Source organism: Streptomyces sp. NPDC057137 (genome assembly GCF_042670825.1).
Lineage (GTDB): Bacteria > Actinomycetota > Actinomycetes > Streptomycetales > Streptomycetaceae > Streptomyces.
Genome location: NZ_JBHUUW010000073.1, coordinates 1 through 18,447, shown reverse-complemented (window position 1 = coordinate 18,447; position 18,447 = coordinate 1). Strand labels below are relative to the sequence as shown.

Sequence of the window (18,447 nt, the reverse complement as noted above, 5' to 3'; positions counted from 1 at the left end):
GACACGATGGCCGACACCGACCAGAAACTCGTGGCGGCGCTGCGCGCGTCGCTCAAGGAGTCCGAGAGCCTGCGTACGCGCAACCGCGCCCTGCAGGCCGCCTCCCGCGAACCGATCGCGATCGTGGCGATGAGCTGCCGCTACCCCGGCGCGACCTCTCCCGAGCAGCTGTGGCGGCTGGTCGCCGACGGGACGGACGCCGTCTCCCGGTTCCCCGCCGACCGCGGCTGGGACGAGGAGGGCATCTACGACCCCGAGCCCGGAAAGCCCGGCAAGACGTACTCCCGCGAGGGCGGATTCCTTTACGACGCCGCCGAGTTCGACCCCGGCTTCTTCGGGATCGCGCCGAACGAGGCGCTGGTGATGGACCCTCAGCAGCGGCTCTTGCTGGAGGCGTCCTGGGAGGTGCTGGAGCGGGCGGGGATCGACCCGACGACGCTCAAGGGCAGCCCGACCGGTGTCTTCGCCGGAATGATGTACCACGACTACACGTACAACAGCAGCACCGGTGCCATGGCCTCCGGCCGCGTCGCCTACACCCTGGGTCTTGAGGGCCCCGCGGTGACGATCGACACCGCCTGTTCGTCCTCCCTGGTCGCCCTGCACTGGGCGGTCCAGGCCCTGCGGTCGGGGGAGTGCACGCTCGCGCTCGCCGGCGGTGTCACCGTGATGGCGACGCCCGAGACCTTCATCGAGTTCAGCCACCAGCGCGGACTGGCGACCGACGGCCGCTGCAAGTCGTACGCGGCCGCCGCCGACGGCACCGGCTGGGGTGAGGGCGTCGGCATGATCCTCGTGGAGCGGCTGTCCGACGCCCGCCGCAACGGCCACCCGGTGCTGGGAATCGTGCGCGGTACGGCGATCAACCAGGACGGCGCCAGCAACGGCATCACCGCCCCCAACGGCCCCGCCCAGCAACGGGTGATCAGGCAGGCGCTGGCCAACGCCCGGGTCTCCGCCGACGGCGTCGACCTGATCGAGGGCCACGGCACCGGCACGACGCTCGGCGACCCGATCGAGGCACAGGCCCTGCTCGCCGCCTACGGGCAGGACCGCCCCGAGGACCGGCCCCTGTGGCTGGGCTCGATCAAGTCGAACATCGGTCACACCCAGGCCGCGGCGGGCGTGGCGGGCATCATCAAGGTCGTCGAGGCCATCCGGCACGGCGTCATGCCGCCCACCCTGCACGTGGACGCGCCGACACCCCAGGTGGACTGGGAGTCCGGCGACGTACGACTGCTCACCGAGGCGCGACGGTGGCCCGACCAGGAACATCCGCGCCGGGCCGGTGTGTCGTCCTTCGGCATCAGCGGCACCAACGCCCACGTCATCATCGAGGAGGCACCGGCCGAGGAGGCCACGGCCGCCGAGGAGGACGCGCCGCCGGCCGCGACCACCGGCGGCCCGGTCCTGTGGACCCTGTCGGGCAGAACCCAGCAGGCGCTGTCCGCCCAGGCCGAAACCCTCCACTCCCATCTGCGCGAGCGGCCCGACCTGACGCCCGCGGACGTGGGCCTGTCCCTGGCGACCGGCCGCGCCGCCCTCGAACACCGCGCGGCGATCGTCGCCGACGACCGCCAGGACCTCCTCGCGGGACTCGCCGCGCTGGCCGGCGGAACCTCCGCGCCGTCCGTCGTCACCGGCAAGCGGCGCGAGGGCAAGGTGGCGTTCCTCTTCACCGGCCAGGGCAGCCAACGCCTCGGCATGGGACGGGAGTTGCACGAGACATTCCCGGTCTTCGCCACCGCGTTCGACGAGGTGAGCGAGGCCACGGGGCTGGCGCTCAAGGACGTGGTCTGGGGTGACGAGGCGGCGCTGCACCGCACCGAGTACGCCCAGCCCGCGATCTTCGCCGTGGAAGTCGCCCTGTTCCGGCTGGTCGAATCCTGGGGAATCAAGCCCGACTTCCTCGCCGGGCACTCCATCGGCGAGCTGGCCGCCGCCCATGTCGCGGGCGTGCTCAGCCTGGCGGACGCCGCGCGGCTGGTCGCCGAACGTGGACGGCTGATGCAGGCGCTGCCGGCCGGCGGAGCCATGACGGCCATCCAGGCCACCGAGGAGGAGGTCACGCCGTATCTCACCGACGAGGTGGGCATCGCCGCCCTCAACAGCCCGACCTCCGTGGTCATTTCGGGCACCGAGGACGCCGTCACGGCGGTCACCGAGCACTTCACCGACCGCAGGACACGCCGGCTGACCGTGTCCCACGCGTTCCACTCGCCGCTGATGGAACCGATGCTGGAGGACTTCCGCAAGATCGCCGAGTCCGTCACCTACGAACGGCCGCGCATCCGGCTGGTCAAGGACATGGCGTCCGCCGACTACTGGGTACGCCATGTGCGCGAGGCCGTGCGGTTCGCCGACGACGTACGACGCCTGGACGGCGAAGGCGTCACCCGGTTCCTGGAGATCGGACCCGACGGGGCGCTCGCCGCCATGGCCCGCCAGACCGCGCCGGAGGCCACCTCCGTCGCCGCCCTGCGCCGTGACCGGCCCGAGGCCACGACACTGCTGACCGCCCTCGCCCACCTGCACACCACGGGCACCTCCCCCGACTGGACCGCCTTCTTCGCGGGCCGGGGGGCACACCGGGTCGATCTGCCCACCTACTCCTTCCAGCGCACCCGCTACTGGCTCCAGGAGCCGGTGGACGGAGGGGGCGGCGGCGCGGCGGCCATGGGCCTCAGCGCGCTCGACCACCCCCTGCTGAGCGCCGAGATCGCCGTTCCCGGCTCGCGGACGGTGATCTACACCGGGCGTCTGTCGACCGACACCCACCCCTGGCTGGCCGACCACGAGGTGCTCGGCGCGACGCTGCTGCCCGGCACGGCCTTCGTCGAACTGGCCGTGCGTGTGGGCGAGCAGGTCGGTCACGGCGTACTCGAAGAACTCACCCTGCGCGCGCCGCTGGTCCTGCCCGAGGGCGGCGGCGTACAACTGCGGCTGACGGTCGGTGAACCGGCCGACGACACCGGCCGGCGCCCGCTGAGCGTCCACTCGCTCGCCGAGGACGCGGACGACGACGCGCCGTGGGTCCTGCACGCGGAGGGCGCCCTGGTACCCGAGGACGCCGACGCGGCGACCGCCTTCGACCTGACGCGCTGGCCGCCGGACGAGGCGACGAGGATCACCACCGACGGCGCGTACGAACGGTTCGCGGACCTCGGATACGTGTACGGCCCCGCGTTCCAGGCGCTCAAGGCGGCCTGGCGCGTCGGTGACGAGACGTTCGCCGAGGTGGCGCTCGCCGACGACGTGGCCGACGCCGAGAGGTTCGTCCTGCACCCCGCCCTGCTCGACTCCGCCCTGCACGCGGTGATACTCGGCGCGGCCGACGACGAACCCACCTCACTGCCGTTCGCCTGGAAAGGCGTCCGGCTGCACGCCTTCGGCGCCAAGGCCGCGCGCGTGCGGTTCACCCCCAACGCCGAGGGCGGCACGACGATCCGCGTCGCCGACGCGCAGGGCCGGCCCGTCGCGTACGTGGAGTCGCTGATCTCCCGGGAGGTCTCCGCCGAGCAGCTCGCACCGGCGGCCGCCGGGCCGGGCGACTCCCTCTTCCACCTCGCGTGGACACCCGCCACGGCCGCCGCCGCCGCCACCGACGCGGACTGGACCACGGTCACCGAGTTGGCGGAACTCGCGGGCCCGGTGCCCGCCACGGTCCTCTGGACACCCCCCGCAGGCACCGGCCGGCTCGCCGACGACGTCAGGACCGTCACCGCCGAGACACTCCGGACCCTGCAGACCTGGCTCACGGACGAACGGTTCGCCGACAGCAGGCTCATGGTGGTCACCCGCGGCGACGACCTGGCGCACGCCTCCGCCTGGGGCCTGGTCCGCGCCGCCCGCTCCGAGGACCCGGAGCGCTTCGCGCTCCTCGACACGGACGGCGACGACCCGGAGACGACCGGCCGGGCCGTCGCGTCGGGCGAGCCCGACCTGCGCGTACGCGGCGAGGAGATCCTGGTCCCCCGGCTGGCGCGCGTCCCGGCGCCGCCCGAGGACGAAGCACCCGCGCGCTCCCCCTGGGACCGGCCGGGAGCCGTGCTGATCACCGGCGGTACGGGCGGTCTCGGCGCGCTCGTCGCCCGTCACCTGGTGGCCGAACACGGCGTCCGCGACCTGCTGTTGACCAGCCGTCGCGGTATCGACGCTACGGGCGCGGCCGACCTCCACCAGGAGCTGACCGCCGCCGGCGCGACCGTCGAGATCGCCGCCTGCGACGTGGCCGACCGCGACGCCGTCGAGGCGCTGCTGGCCGGCCGTACCCTCGGCGCCGTCGTCCACACGGCCGGGGTACTGGCCGACAACATGATCGCCAACCTGACGGAGCACGGCCTCGACCAGGTCCTGCGCCCCAAGGTCGACGGCGCGCTCAACCTGCACGACCTCACCCGCGACCAGGACCTCGGCGCCTTCGTCCTGTTCTCGTCGGCGGCGGGCGTGCTCGGCTCACCCGGCCAGGGCAACTACGCCGCCGCCAACACGTTCCTCGACGCTCTCGCCGCACGGCGCCACACCGAGGGACTGCCCGCGCAGTCCCTCGCCTGGGGACTGTGGGCGGACACCGGCGGCATGGCGGGCCATCTGAGCGAGGCCGACCTGCGGCGGCTGCGCCGCCAGGGCATGCCCGCGCTCTCGTCGCACGACGGCCTCGCGCTGTTCGACGCCGCGTCCGCGCGGCCCGAGCCGGCGCTCGTGCCGATGAGCCTGGACCTCCGGGCGCTGCGGAACGGGGCCGGCGGCGAACTCCCCGTCGTACTGCGGGGCTTGGTCCCGGCCGTGCGGCGCCGCGCCGCGACCGCCGACCCGTCGGCGCTGCGGCACGAGCTGGCCGCGATGCCCGTCGAACAGCGGGAGCGGGCCCTGAGCGACCTGGTGCTGAGCCTCGCCGCGTCCGTGCTCGGACACGCCGACGCCGACGCCGTCGACCCCAGCCGCGACTTCCTGGAGTCCGGGTTCGACTCGCTCACCGCGATGGAACTGCGCACCGCGCTGATCGCCGCCACCGGGGCCAAGCTGCCCATGATGGCGGTGTTCGACAGCAAGACCCCGGCCAACCTGGCCCGGCTCCTCGCCGACGAGATGGAGTCCGGGAGGGTGACCACCGGCGCCGAGCCCGCCGCCGAACCCTCGGAAGAGGACGACGAGACCGTCACCGAACTGTTCCGGCGGGCGGTCCGGGCCGGTGACACGACCGGGGCACTGGCCCTGATGTCGGCGGTCGCGGCGCTGCGGCCCCGGTTCACCACGCCCGCCGAGCTCGAACGGGCCCCCAAGCGGGTGCAGTTGGCCGACGGCCCCGGCCGCCCCCGGCTGATCTGCCTGGCCACCCCCATGGCGGGCGGCGGCGTGCACCAGCACGCCCGGCTGGGTTCCGAATTCCGCGACGTCCGGCACGTGTCGGCGGTGGCACTGCCCGGATTCCACCGGGACGAGCCACTGCCCGACAACGTCGAGGCGCTGACCCAGGTGCTGAGCGACGCCGTACTGGCGGCGGCGGAAGGCGAGCCGTTCGTACTGCTCGGCTACTCGTCCGGCGGCATCATCGGCCACATCATCGCCCGGCACCTGGAGGAGACCCTCAAGGTCCCGCCCGCCGGACTCGTCCTGATCGACACCTTCCGGGTCGAGGACACCGCGATGAACGTCGGCTTCGGCCACCTCATGGGCGAACTGCTCACGGTGGAGACGACCCTCGGCAACTACGACGCCGCCCGGCTGTCCGCGATGCCGCACTACTTCCAGGTGCTGGCGGGCTTCGACCCCGTACGACTGGCCGCGCCGACCCTGTTCGTCCAGGCGTCCGAGCCGTTCGTCCAGCCCCCCGAGGGGGTCGACGTGGCGGAGATGCGGGCCCGCCCGTGGGACTCCGAGCACACCCTGCGCACCGTCGAAGGCAACCACTTCTCGCTCGGGCAGGACCACGCCCCGGCGACCGCCCGAGTCATCGAGGAGTGGCTGGAGACGCTCGACTGAGCCGTGGCCGACGCCAGGCTTCCCCTCGGAAGAAGTGCACGCCGCGTGCGGGGGACGCGGCACCGCTGCTGAGAACGACCCGAACTTAGGTGGTTTGAGAAATGGCGTCCACGCCCACGGCCAAAGGAACTGTTCCCTTCGGGGAGTTCAAGACCTGGTACCGCGTCACCGGGCAGCCCGCGAAGGGCCGCCCGGCCCTCGTCGTCGTGCATGGAGGCCCCGGCTCCACCCACGACTATCTGACCGGACTGTCCGTCTACGCCGAACAGGGCTGGTCGGTGGTGCACTACGACCAGATCGGGAACGGCGGCTCCACCCACCTCCCCGACGCCGACCCCGGCTTCTGGACACCCCAGCTGTTCCGCGACGAGCTGGAGAACCTGCTGCGCCGGCTCGACATCGCCGACGACTACGTCCTGTTCGGACAGTCGTGGGGCGGGCTGCTGGCGGCCTGGCACGCCTCGGCCAGACCCGCCGGGCTGCGCGGCCTGGTCATCGCCGACGCACCGGCCTCCTACCCGCTGTGGCTGTCGGAGATGGACGTACTGCGCGCCCAACTGCCCCCGGGCGTGGACGACACACTGCGACGGCACGAGGCCGCCGGCACCACCGACAGCGACGAGTACCTGGAGGCGATGCTGGTCTTCTACAGCCGCCACGTCTGCCGCGTCGAACCGTGGCCCAGCGAACTCATGGCCTCGTACCTGGAAGCCGTCACCGACCCGACGGTCTACCGCACCATGAACGGCCCCAACGAGTTCCATGTCATCGGCAGCATCCGCGACTGGTCGGTCATCGACTGCCTGCCCGACATCAGCGCACCCACCCTCATCATCTCGGGCCGCCACGACGAGGCCACCCCCGTCACCGTGCGCCCCTACGACGAACTCATCCCCGACTCCCGCTGGGAAATCCTGGAGAACTCCAGCCACAACCCGCACCTGGAGGAGCCGGAACGGTTCTACGAGGTGCTCGGCGGATTCCTTGACTCGGTACGCGTGGGCGACACGCGGACCACCACCGTGAGCGGAGGCTGAGACGACGATGAACGCCAAAGTCGAGGAGATCGTCGAGGCACTGCGTGGCTCGCTGGTCGAGAACGAGAGGCTGCGGCAGGACAACGACAGCCTGCGCGCCGCCGCGAGCGTCACCACCGAACCCATCGTGATCATCGGTATGGCCTGCCGGTACCCCGGCGGCGTCGGATCCCCCGAGGACCTGTGGGCGCTGGTCGACGAAGGCCGCGACGCGATCAGCCCGTTCCCGGGCGACCGCGGCTGGGACATGGGCGCGCTGTACGACCCCGAGCCCGGAAAGCCCGGCAAGACGTACGCGCGCGAGGGCGGATTCCTGCACGACGCCGCGCAGTTCGACCCCGAGTTCTTCGGGATCAGCCCGCGCGAGGCCCTCACCATGGACCCCCAGCAGCGGCTCCTCCTTGAGATCACCTGGGAGTCGATGGAGCGCGCCGGACTCGACCCGGCGTCGCTGCGCGGCAGCCGCACCGGTGTGTTCGCCGGCGCGATGTACCACGACTACGGCATCACCAGCAGCGACGGCAGCCTGGTCTCCGGACGCGTCGCCTACACCCTCGGCCTGGAAGGCCCGGCGGTCACCGTCGACACGGCCTGCTCGTCGTCGCTGGTCGCACTCCAATGGGCGTCGCAGGCCCTGCGCTCGGGTGAGTGCACCCTGGCGCTCGCCGGCGGCGTCAGCGTCATGGCCACACCCGAGACGTTCATCGAGTTCAGCGAGCAGCGCGGGCTCTCGGCCGACGGCCGCTGCCGCTCGTTCGCCGCCTCCGCCGACGGCACCGGCTGGGCCGAGGGCGCGGGCGTCCTGCTGCTGGAGAAGCTGTCCGACGCCCGCCGCAACGGGCACCCCGTGCTGGCCGTCGTACGCGGCTCCGCGGTCAACCAGGACGGCGCGTCCAACGGCTTCAGCGCCCCCAACGGCCCCTCCCAGCGCCGGGTCATCCAGCAGGCGCTCACCGCGGCCGGACTGACGACCGCCGACGTCGACGCCATGGAGGGCCACGGCACCGGTACCTCGCTCGGCGACCCCATCGAGGCGCAGGCACTGCTCGCCACGTACGGACAGGGCCGGAAAGAGCCGCTGTGGCTCGGTTCGGTCAAGTCGAACATCGGCCACACCCAGGCCGCCGCCGGTGTCGCGGGCGTCATCAAGATGGTCGAGGCCATCCGGCGCGGCACACTGCCGAAGACACTGCACGTCGACGAGGCGTCGCCGCAGGTCGACTGGGAGGCCGGCAACGTCCGTCTGCTCACCGAGGCGCGCGCCTGGCCCGACGCCGACCGGCCGCGCCGCGCGGCGGTGTCCTCCTTCGGCGTCAGCGGCACCAACGCCCATGTGATCATCGAGCAGGCGCAGCCCGACACCGAGTCCGAGCCCGAGCCCGCCGCACCGCGCCCGGCCACGGACGCGCCCCTCCCCGTGCCGCTGCCGCTGTCGGCCGGCACCGAGACCGCGATACGCGCCCAGGCCCGGCAGTTGGCCGACCACCTGCGGACCACGCCCGGTCTCGACCCCGTGGACATGGCGTTCTCCCTCGCCACCTCCCGCGCCGCGCTCACCCGCCGCGCCGTCGTCGTCGGCCACGACCGCGACGAGATCCTGACCGCGCTGACCGCGCTGGCGGACGGCGCGCCCCTCGGCGGCGCCGCCCGGTCGACCGGGCTGACGGCCTTCCTCTTCACCGGCCAGGGCAGCCAGCGGCTCGGCATGGGCCGCGACCTGCACGCGGCGTTCCCCGTGTTCGCGCGCGCCTTCGACGAGGTGTGCTCCGCGCTCGACCCCACCGTGCGTGAGGTCATGTGGGGCGACGAAGAGGCCCTGAGCCGCACCGAGTTCACCCAGCCCGCGATCTTCGCTCTCCAGGTCGCCCTCTTCAGACTGCTCGAATCGTGGGGCGTACGGCCCGACTTCGTCGCCGGGCACTCCATCGGCGAACTCGCCGCCGCCCATGTGGCCGGGGTGTTCTCCCTGCCCGACGCCGCCTCGCTGGTCACCGCGCGGGCACGGCTGATGCAGGCGCTGCCGCCGGGCGGGGCGATGGTCGCGGTCGAGGTCACCGAGGACGAGGTCGTCCCGCTGCTTCGGGACGGCGTCGGTATCGCCGCCGTCAACGGCCCCACCTCCGTGGTGCTTTCGGGCACCGAGGAGGCCGTGGACGCGGTCCTCGAACAGCTCGGCGCGCGCAGGACCAACCGGCTGAAGGTGTCGCACGCGTTCCACTCGACGCTGATGGACCCGATGCTGGACGACTTCCGCCGCGTCGCGGAGCGCGTCACCTACGCGGAGCCCGCCGTCCCCGTCGTGGCGAGCGGCGATGTCACCACCGCCGCGTACTGGGTGGGGCACGTCCGTGACACGGTCCGCTTCGCCGACGCGGTGACCCGGCTGGAAGCCGAAGGCGTCAACCGGTACGTCGAACTCGGCCCCGACGGCATCCTCACCGCCATGGCCCGCCAGTGCCTCACCACCACCGCCGACACCGCCGTACTCGTCCCGGCCCTGCGCCGTAACGAAACCGGACCCGTCGCCGCCCTCACCGCCCTCGGCGGCCTGCACACGGCGGGCCTGAAGGTCGACTGGGCGGGTGTCTTCGAGGGACGCGGCGCCCGGCGGGTCGACCTGCCCACCTACCCCTTCCAGCGCGCCCGTTACTGGTTCGACAAGCGCGGCCTGGGCGGCGACGTCACCTCCGCCGGTCTCGACCGGCCCGACCACCCGCTGCTCGGCGCGATGGTGCACCTGCCCGGCTCCGACGGCGTGGTGTTCACCGGACGGCTGTCCGCAGGGGCCCACCCCTGGCTGTCCGACCACACGATGATGGGCTCCGTCCTGCTGCCCGGTACCGCGTACGTGGAACTCGCCGTGCGCGCGGGGGACCAGGTGGGATGGAACCGCGTCGAGGAACTCAACGTCGCCGCGCCCCTGTTCCTGCCCGAGCACGGCGGCGTCCACATCCAGGTCGCCGTCGACGCGCCCGACGCGTCGGGACTCCGCCCGGTGAGCGTGTTCTCCCGCGCCGACGACGCCCCGCTCGACCACGAATGGATCCTGCACGCCGAGGGGTTCCTGGCGCCCGACGCGGGCGAGCCGGCCACCGACCTGGTGGCGTGGCCGCCGCGCGACGCCGAGTCGCTGACGGTCGAAGGACTCTACGAGCGGCTGGAGTACGGGCCGACGTTCCAGGGACTGCGCGCCGGATGGCGGCGCGGCGACGAGCTGTTCGCCGAGATCGCCCTGCCCGAGGGTGTGGACGCCGGAGGCTTCGGCCTCCATCCCGCCCTGTTCGACGCGGCGTTGCACGTGCTCGACCTGGCGGGCGAGGACGCGAAGGTCCTGCCGTTCTCCTGGTCGGACGTCACCCTCCACGCGGAAGGCGCCACCGCCGCACGGGTCCGCCTGCGCGTCCGGGGCGACAAGTCGGTGTCCCTGGAACTGGCCGACGCCATGGGACGGCCCGTCGCCTCGGTCGGCTCGCTGACGCTCCGCCCCGTCACCGCCGACGGCCTGTCGCCGGCCGCGGGCCGGGTCGCGAACGCCCTCTTCCGCGTGGACTGGGTCCCGGCCGGCGAAGTCCGCTCACCGGCCGAGGACACCGAGGTGAGCGTTCACCACTGCCCGCCGACGACCGGCGACACACCGGCCGCCGTGCGCGCGGTAACTACCGGCGTGCTGGCGGCCGTTCAGGCCGCGATCGAGGGCGACACCGCCCTCGTCGTCGTCACCGACGGCGCCACCGACGGCTCCGACCTCGGCCACGCCGCCGCCTGGGGACTGGTACGCGCCGCCGAGGGCGAGCACCCCGGCCGCTTCTTCCTCGTCGACACCGACGCCCCGGTCGACCCCCAGCACATCGTCGCGATCGGCGAGCCCGAACTGCGCGTGAGCGGCGGCGAGACACGGGTGCCCCGGCTGGTCGGCGTACCGCTCGAATCGGCCCCCTCCGCCTGGGACACCGAACGCGCCGTGCTGATCACCGGCGGGACCGGCGCCCTCGGCGCCGCCGTCGCCCGTCATCTGGTCACCCGGCACGACGTACGGCGATTGCTGCTGACCAGCCGCCGGGGCCCGCAGGCGCCCGGAGCCGCCGAACTCGCCGAGGAACTGACGGCACTCGGCGCCGAGGTCGAGGTGGTCGCCTGCGACGCCGCCGACCGCGACGCCCTGGCCACGCTGCTCGACGGCCGGACCATCGGCGGAGTCGTCCACGCGGCCGGCGTCCTGGACGACGGCGTACTCCTCTCGCTGACCCCCGAGCGCATCGACCACGTGCTCCGCCCGAAGGCGGACGCCGCATGGCATCTCCACGAACTCACCCGCGACATGGGGCTCACCGCGTTCGTGCTCTTCTCGTCCGTCGCGGGCGTACTCGGCGCACCCGGCCAGGGCAACTACGCCGCCGCCAGCACACTCCTCGACGGCCTCGCGCGCCACCGGCACGCCGCCGGACTGCCCGCGCAGTCGCTCGCCTGGGGCCCGTGGGCCGGAGAAGGAATGGCCGACGGCCTCGCCTCGGCCGGCATGCGCGACCTGGCGCCGGAGGAGGGCCTCGCCCTGCTCGACGCCGCCACCGGCGTGGCGGAGCCCGTACTGGTGCCCGTCCGGTTCGACCTCGCGGCCTTCGACACACCGCCGCCCATCCTGCGCGGCCTGGTGCGCGGCCGTGCGCGCCGTGTCCTCGACAACGACGCGTCCGCGACCGGCGTCCTGCGGCAGCGCCTGGCCGGACTCACCGACGCGGAACGGGCCGACGAACTCCTCGGTCTCGTACGCTCCCAGGCGGCGATGGTCCTGCGCCACGGCGGCGCCGAGGCCATCGACCCCGAGCGCGCCTTCCGCGACCTCGGATTCGACTCCCTGACCGCGATCGAACTGCGCAACCTGCTGGGCGCCGCCACCGGACTGCGCCTGCCCGCCACCCTCGTCTTCGACTACCCCACCCCCGACGTGCTGGCGGGACATCTCCTCCAGGAGCTGTCCGGAGCCGTCGAGACGGCGCCGGTCGCGTCCGTGGTACGCCCGTCGGACGACGACCCGATCGCCATCGTCTCGATGGCCTGCCGTTATCCCGGTGGCGTGGACACGCCCGAGGGGTTGTGGCGGCTCGTCGACGAGGGCGTCGACGCGATATCGGAGTTCCCGGCCGACCGTGGCTGGGGTGTGGAGGACATCTACGACCCCGAGCCCGGCATCCCGGGGAAGACCTATGTGCGCGACGGCGGATTCCTGCACGACGCGGCGCAGTTCGACGCCGAGTTCTTCGGCATCAGTCCGCGTGAGGCCCTGGACATGGACCCTCAGCAGCGGCTGCTGCTGGAGACGTCCTGGGAGGCGCTGGAGCGCGCCGGGATCGCGCCCACCACGCTCAAGGGCAGCCCGACCGGTGTCTTCGCCGGGGTGATGTACCACGACTACCCCGGCGGCACCGGCGGCGGCAGCCTCGTATCGGGGCGCGTGTCCTACACCCTCGGCCTCGAAGGCCCCGCGGTGAGCGTGGACACGGCGTGCTCGTCGTCCCTGGTGGCCCTGCACTGGGCGGCGCAGGCACTGCGTTCCGGCGAGTGCTCGCTGGCCCTCGTCGGCGGCGTGACCGTGATGGGAACACCGCAGTCGTTCATCGACTTCAGCGAGCAGCGCGGCCTGGCCGCCGACGGCCGCTGCAAGTCCTTCTCGTCCTCCACCGACGGCACCGGGTGGGGCGAGGGAGCGGGCGTTCTCGTCGTCGAGCGGCTGTCGGAGGCGCGTCGGCTGGGGCATCCGGTGCTGGCGGTGGTGCGCGGGAGCGCGCTGAACCAGGACGGGGCAAGCAACGGTCTGACGGCCCCCAACGGCCCCTCCCAGCGCCGTGTGATCAAGCAGGCGCTGGCCAACGCCGGTCTGGTGGCCGCCGATGTCGACGCGGTCGAGGCACACGGCACCGGTACGACGCTGGGTGACCCGATCGAGGCCCAGGCACTCTTCGCCACCTATGGCCAAGGCCGCCCCGAAGGACGGCCGTTGTGGCTGGGTTCGATCAAGTCGAACATCGGTCATACGCAGGCGGCGGCGGGTGTGGCCGGGATCATCAAGATGGTCGAGGCGATGCGGCACGGCCGGCTGCCGAAGACGTTGCATGTGGATGAGCCGACGAAGCAGGTGGACTGGGACGCGGGTGATGTGCGGCTGCTGACGGAGGCGCGTGACTGGCCGAGCGAGGGCCGTCCGCGCCGCGCCGCCATCTCCTCCTTCGGTATCAGCGGCACGAACGCCCACGTCATCGTCGAAGAAGTCGCACCGGTCGAGGAAGTGGCGCTGGAGCGGCGGGAGTTGCCGGTGGCGCCGGTGGTGGTGTCGGGGAAGAGCCCGGCGGCGCTGGAGGCGCAGATCGGCCGGTTCGGCGCGCTGGTGGCGGACGGGAACGCGCTCGACGTCGCATACTCGGCCGCGACCGGCCGGGCCGCTCTCGAACACCGCGCGGTACTCGTCGGGTCCGAGACGGTCACGGGTGAGCCCGGTGTGGGCAAGGTGGCGTTCCTGTTCACCGGGCAGGGGAGTCAACGCCTCGGCATGGGGCGGGAGTTGTACGAGACGTTCCCCGCTTTCGCGTCGGCGTTCGATGCGGTGTGTGGGGTGCTCGACCCCGCTGTGCGTGAGGTGATGTGGGGCGATGAAGAGGCTCTGAGTCGTACGGAGTTCACCCAGCCGGCGATCTTCGCCCTCGAAGTCGCCTTGTTCCGGCTGGTGGAGTCGTGGGGGGTCAAGCCGGACTTCCTGGTGGGGCATTCGATCGGTGAGTTGGCTGCGGCGCATGTGGCGGGGGTGTTCGGTCTTGAGGATGCGGGCCGGTTGATCTCGGCGCGTGGGCGGTTGATGCAGGCGTTGCCGGCGGGTGGGGCGATGGTCGCGATCCAGGCCACCGGGGAGGAAGTGCTGCCGCTGCTGACCGGTGGGGTGAGTGTCGCGGCGGTCAACAGTCCGTCCTCGGTGGTGATTTCGGGTGAGGAGGAGGCGGTGACGGCGGTCGCGGAGCGGTTCACCGACCGCAAGCGCAACCGTCTGACGGTCTCTCACGCGTTCCACTCGCCGCTTATGGACCCGATGCTGGACGACTTCCGCAAGATCGCGGAGAGCGTCACGTACCAGGAGCCCACGATTCGGCTGGTACGGGATGTGGCGTCGGCCGACTACTGGGTGGCCCACGTACGCGACGCCGTGCGGTTCGCCGACGACGTACGCCACTTGCAGGACGAGGGCGTGACCCGGTTCCTGGAGATCGGTCCGGACGGTGTGCTGACGGCGATGGCGGGTCAGAGTGCCGAGGGCACCCTGGCGCCCACGCTGCGACGCGACCGCCCCGAGGTGGAGAGTGTGTTCGCCGGGGTGGGCCGGCTGTTCGCGGCCGGGGTTCCGGTCGACTGGGACGCCGTCTTCGACGGGCGTGGTGCGCGGCGGGTCGATCTGCCGACGTACGCCTTCCAGCGCAAGCGTTACTGGCTGATCGAGCAGTCCAGGACCACAGCCGGTGCGGACGCCGTCGACCACCCCTTGCTGACATCGGGCATCGTGCTCCCGGACACCGGCGGTGTCGTGTTCACCGGACGGCTCTCCCTCGACACCCACCCCTGGCTCGCCGACCACGACGTACTGGGCACCCTGCTGCTGCCCGGCACCGGACTGGTCGAACTGGCCCTGCAGGCCGCCGCGCAGGTGGATTGCGGCACGATCGACGAGCTGACCCTGGAGGCGCCGCTCGTCGTTCCCGAGAAGGGCGCGGTCGCCGTCCGCGTCCTCGTCGGCGGCCCGGACGACTCCGAGGCACGCACCGTCGAGATCTACTCGTCCCTGGACGACGAGATCTGGACCCGCAACGCGGCCGGCGCCCTCACCCCGTCGGCCGTACCTCCCTCCTCCGACCTGACCCAATGGCCGCCGATCGGTGCCACGCCGCTTCCGGTGGACGGCGCCTACGAGCGGCTGCTCGCCCGCGGCTACGACTACGGCCCCACCTTCCAGGGGCTCAAGGCGGCCTGGCGGGACGGCGACGGCGTCGTGTTCGCCGAGGTCTCGCTCCCGGAGGGCTCGGACGCCGCCCGGTTCGGCCTGCATCCGGCGCTGCTGGACGCGGCGATGCATGTGGGGCTCATCGAGGAAGGCGCCGCGACCGACGCGCCGGAGCTGCCGTTCTCCTGGAACGGTGTCACGCTCCACCGCGCCGGGGCGTCGGCGCTGCGCGTCCGTCTGTCCAACCCGGAGGGCGGCGACGGCACGGACGTCCAGGTCGCCGACGGGACCGGCGCCCCCGTGCTCTCCGTCACGAGCCTGACGTCGCGTCCCGTATCGGCCGAGCAGCTACGGGTCGACGGCGACCACCGCGAGTCGCTGTTCGCCCTCACCTGGACCAAGGCCACCGGCGCGGCCGCGCTGGAGACACCCGTCGTGGTGTACGAGGTCCCGCGCGCCGACGGCGACACTCCCGAGGCCGCGCACGCGGTCGCCGACCAGGTGCTGGCGCGTATCCAGGACTGGCTCGCCGACACGGGCAGGAGCGAGGAGAAGCTCGCGGTCGTCACCCGTCGCGCGGTGCCGATCGAGGGCGAGGACATCGATCTGAGCCAGGCACCCGTGTGGGGCCTGGTCCGGGCGGCGGCGGCGGAGAATCCCGGCCGGTTCCTTCTGCTCGACCTGGGCGACGGGGCCACCGTGCCGCCCTTCGTCGACGCGCCCGAGGCGGCGGTCCGGGGCGGCGAGCTTCTTGTTCCCGCGCTCACCCGCGTTCCCGCCGCGGCGGTGGACGCCGAGCGGAACCCGTGGGAGTCGTCGCCGACGGTGCTGATCACGGGCGGCACCAGCGGACTCGGCGCTCTGGTCGCCCGTCACCTGGTGACCGTGCACGGCATCCGGCATCTCGTCCTGACCAGCCGCCGGGGCGAGAGCGCACCGGGCGCGGCCGAACTGCGCGCCGAACTGAGCGCCCACGGGGCGCGGGTGGACATCGAGGCGTGCGACGTGACCGACCGGGCCGCGGTGGCCGCGGTGCTCGACCGGCATCCGGTCGGGGCGGTCGTCCACGCGGCCGCTGTCGTGGACAACGGGCTGGTCCGCGGGCTGACGCCGGAGCGCATGGACACCGTCCTGCGGCCCAAGGTGGACGGGGCCTGGCATCTGCACGAGCTGACGGCCGACCGGGACCTGTCGGCGTTCGTCCTGTTCTCCTCGATGGGCGGCCTGCTGCTGGCGGCGGGCCAGGGCAACTACGCGGCGGCGAACGTGTTCCTGGACGCGCTCGCCCACCACCGCCACCAGGCCGGACTGCCGGTGACCTCACTGGCGTTCGGACTGTGGGAAGCCGACACCGGGCTCGGCGAACTGGCCGACGCCGACCGCAAACGCATGCTGCGCATGGGCCTGCCCGCCCTGTCGCAGGAGGAGGGCCTGGCGCTGCTGGACGACTCGTTGCGTACGGGGGAGCCGGCGCTGGCGCCGTTCCGCCTGGACACGGGGGCTCTGCGGACACGGGCCGTCGACCAACTGCCTTTGCTGCTACGCGGCTTGGTGCCCACCTCGCGCCGCCGCACCGGGGGCGCGGGAGCGGCCGGCGGCGGAGACGGCGGCGCGGGACTGCGGCGGACCCTGGCGGCCGCGGCCGACGACGCCGAGCGGGACAGCATCCTGGTCGAGCTGGTCCGCACGCATGTGGCGGCGGTGCTCGGTCACGACGGCGTGGACGCCGTCCGGTCCGACCGGGCGTTCAAGGACCTCGGATTCGACTCGCTCACCGCCGTGGAACTGCGCAACACCCTGCGCTCGGCCACGGGGTTGAAACTGCCCGCCACCCTGGTCTTCGACCATCCCACTCCCGCCGCCGTCGCCGAGTCCCTGCGCGAGCAGCTGAGCGGTGACCAGGAGCCCGCCGGGTCGCCGCTGGAGGCGGAACTGGCCCGTCTGGAGGCGGCGTTGGCGTCGGTGACGCCTAACGAGGAGACGTTCGGTCGCGTCGCCGACCGGCTGCGCGCGCTGGTGGCCGGCTGGACCGAGACCCACCGGCCGGACGAGAGCGACGAGGCCGAACTCGACTCGCTCTCGGCCGATGAGCTGTTCGACGTCCTCGACGACGAGCTCGACACGCGGTCCGCGCCGTAAACCCGTGCCGGACCGGAACCACCACTCATAACGAGGAGAACGACCACGTGACCACCGAAGCGACGCCCACCACCCAGCAGGCCGACGAGGCGCTGATGAAGCTGCTGTCGCCGCCCTTCCCCGACGACCCCTTCCCCATCTACGAGACCTTGCAGTCGGTGAACCGGGTCCACAAGTCCGCGCTCGGCATCTACGCGCTGTCGGGGTACGAGGAGGTCACCGCGCTCCTGAAGATGCCCGACGTGCACAGCGGTGCCCGCGCGGCCGCCCAGATGCGTGAGGACTGGGCCGAGCACATCTCCCTGCGCATGTATCTGAACTCGATGGTCACCCTCAACGCGCCCGACCACGGCCGGGTTCGCGGCCTGGCCGCCCGGGTGTTCACCCCCAACAAGATCAAGAAGATGCAGCCGGCGGTCGAGAAGCGGACCGACGAGCTGATCAACGAACTCATCGAGAAGTCGGCGGGCGGCGAGCCGGTCGACATCGTCGAACTGCTGGCCATGCCCTTCCCCGTCGCGGTCATCAGCGACATGCTCGGCCTTCCCTACGAGGACGGCAAGCGCACCTGGGAGCTGGCCGACGACTGGTCACGCGTCTTCTCCGGTATCTACACCGACGAGGACCTGGCGGCCGCCGACGCCGCCGCCGAGGAGCTGACCGGGTACTTCAGCGGTGTGATCAAGGCGTGCCGCGCCGAGCCCAAGGACGACCTGATGTCCGCCCTCGTCCAGGAGGCGACCAACGGGAAGCTCGACGAGGAGGAGCTGATGGCGCTCATCCTCTTCCTGTTCACGGCGGGCTTCGCGGCCACCACCAACCTCATCGCGACCGGTGTGCTCGCGCTCATCGAGCACCCCGACGAGCTGAAGCGCTGGCGCGCGGACAAGACCATCACGCCGACGGCCGTCGAGGAGCTGCTGCGTCACACCGCCCACACCACGGCGTCGAGCCGTCTCACGACGCGCCCCATCACCATCGGCGGCACCGACATTCCCGAGGGCGTACTCGTCCTGGCCCTGCTCTCCGCCGCCAACCGGGACCCGGCGCGCTTCCCCGACCCGCACCGGCTGGACCTGAGCCGCGACAACGGCACGCACCTGAGCTTCAGCGCCGGCGGCCACTTCTGCTTCGGCGGCAGCCTCGCCCGTATGGAGGCCGCCGATCTCTTCCCGAAGCTGATCGACACGTTCGCGAACATCGAACTGGCCGGCACCCCCGGGCGCCGCGCCATCATGGGCCTGACCGGTTACACCTCGCTTCCGGTGAAGCTCGGCCGCTGAACGGCCCGTACCGGAAACACCAGAAGGGGTC

4 protein-coding genes are annotated in these 18,447 nt (G+C 72.5%); all 4 read left to right on the top strand.

The window, feature by feature from the left end:
• Positions 1-6 precede the first annotated feature (6 nt).
• The 4 genes from ACFT9I_RS34685 to ACFT9I_RS34670 all read left to right on the top strand — a co-directional run bounded on the left by ACFT9I_RS34685 (position 7) and on the right by ACFT9I_RS34670 (position 18,416).
• The gene (locus ACFT9I_RS34685) at positions 7-5,982 is read left to right on the top strand and encodes a type I polyketide synthase (RefSeq protein WP_382571120.1); all 5,976 of its coding nucleotides are present in this window, start codon (positions 7-9) and stop codon (positions 5,980-5,982) included.
• Positions 5,983-6,083: 101 nt separating this feature from the next.
• Positions 6,084-7,019 (top strand): proline iminopeptidase-family hydrolase, encoded by a 936-nt coding sequence (locus ACFT9I_RS34680; protein WP_382571119.1) that lies wholly within the window; start codon positions 6,084-6,086, stop codon positions 7,017-7,019.
• A 28-nt stretch (positions 7,020-7,047) separates the two neighbouring features.
• A complete protein-coding gene (locus tag ACFT9I_RS34675) occupies positions 7,048-17,133 on the top strand; it encodes an SDR family NAD(P)-dependent oxidoreductase (RefSeq protein WP_382571127.1) in 10,086 nt (3,361 codons plus the stop codon).
• A 47-nt stretch (positions 17,134-17,180) separates the two neighbouring features.
• Positions 17,181-18,416 carry a cytochrome P450 gene (locus ACFT9I_RS34670; protein ID WP_382571118.1) on the top strand — a complete coding sequence of 412 codons (1,236 nt, stop codon included), beginning with the start codon at positions 17,181-17,183 and terminating at the stop codon, positions 18,414-18,416.
• The last annotated feature ends 31 nt before the right edge of the window (positions 18,417-18,447 follow it).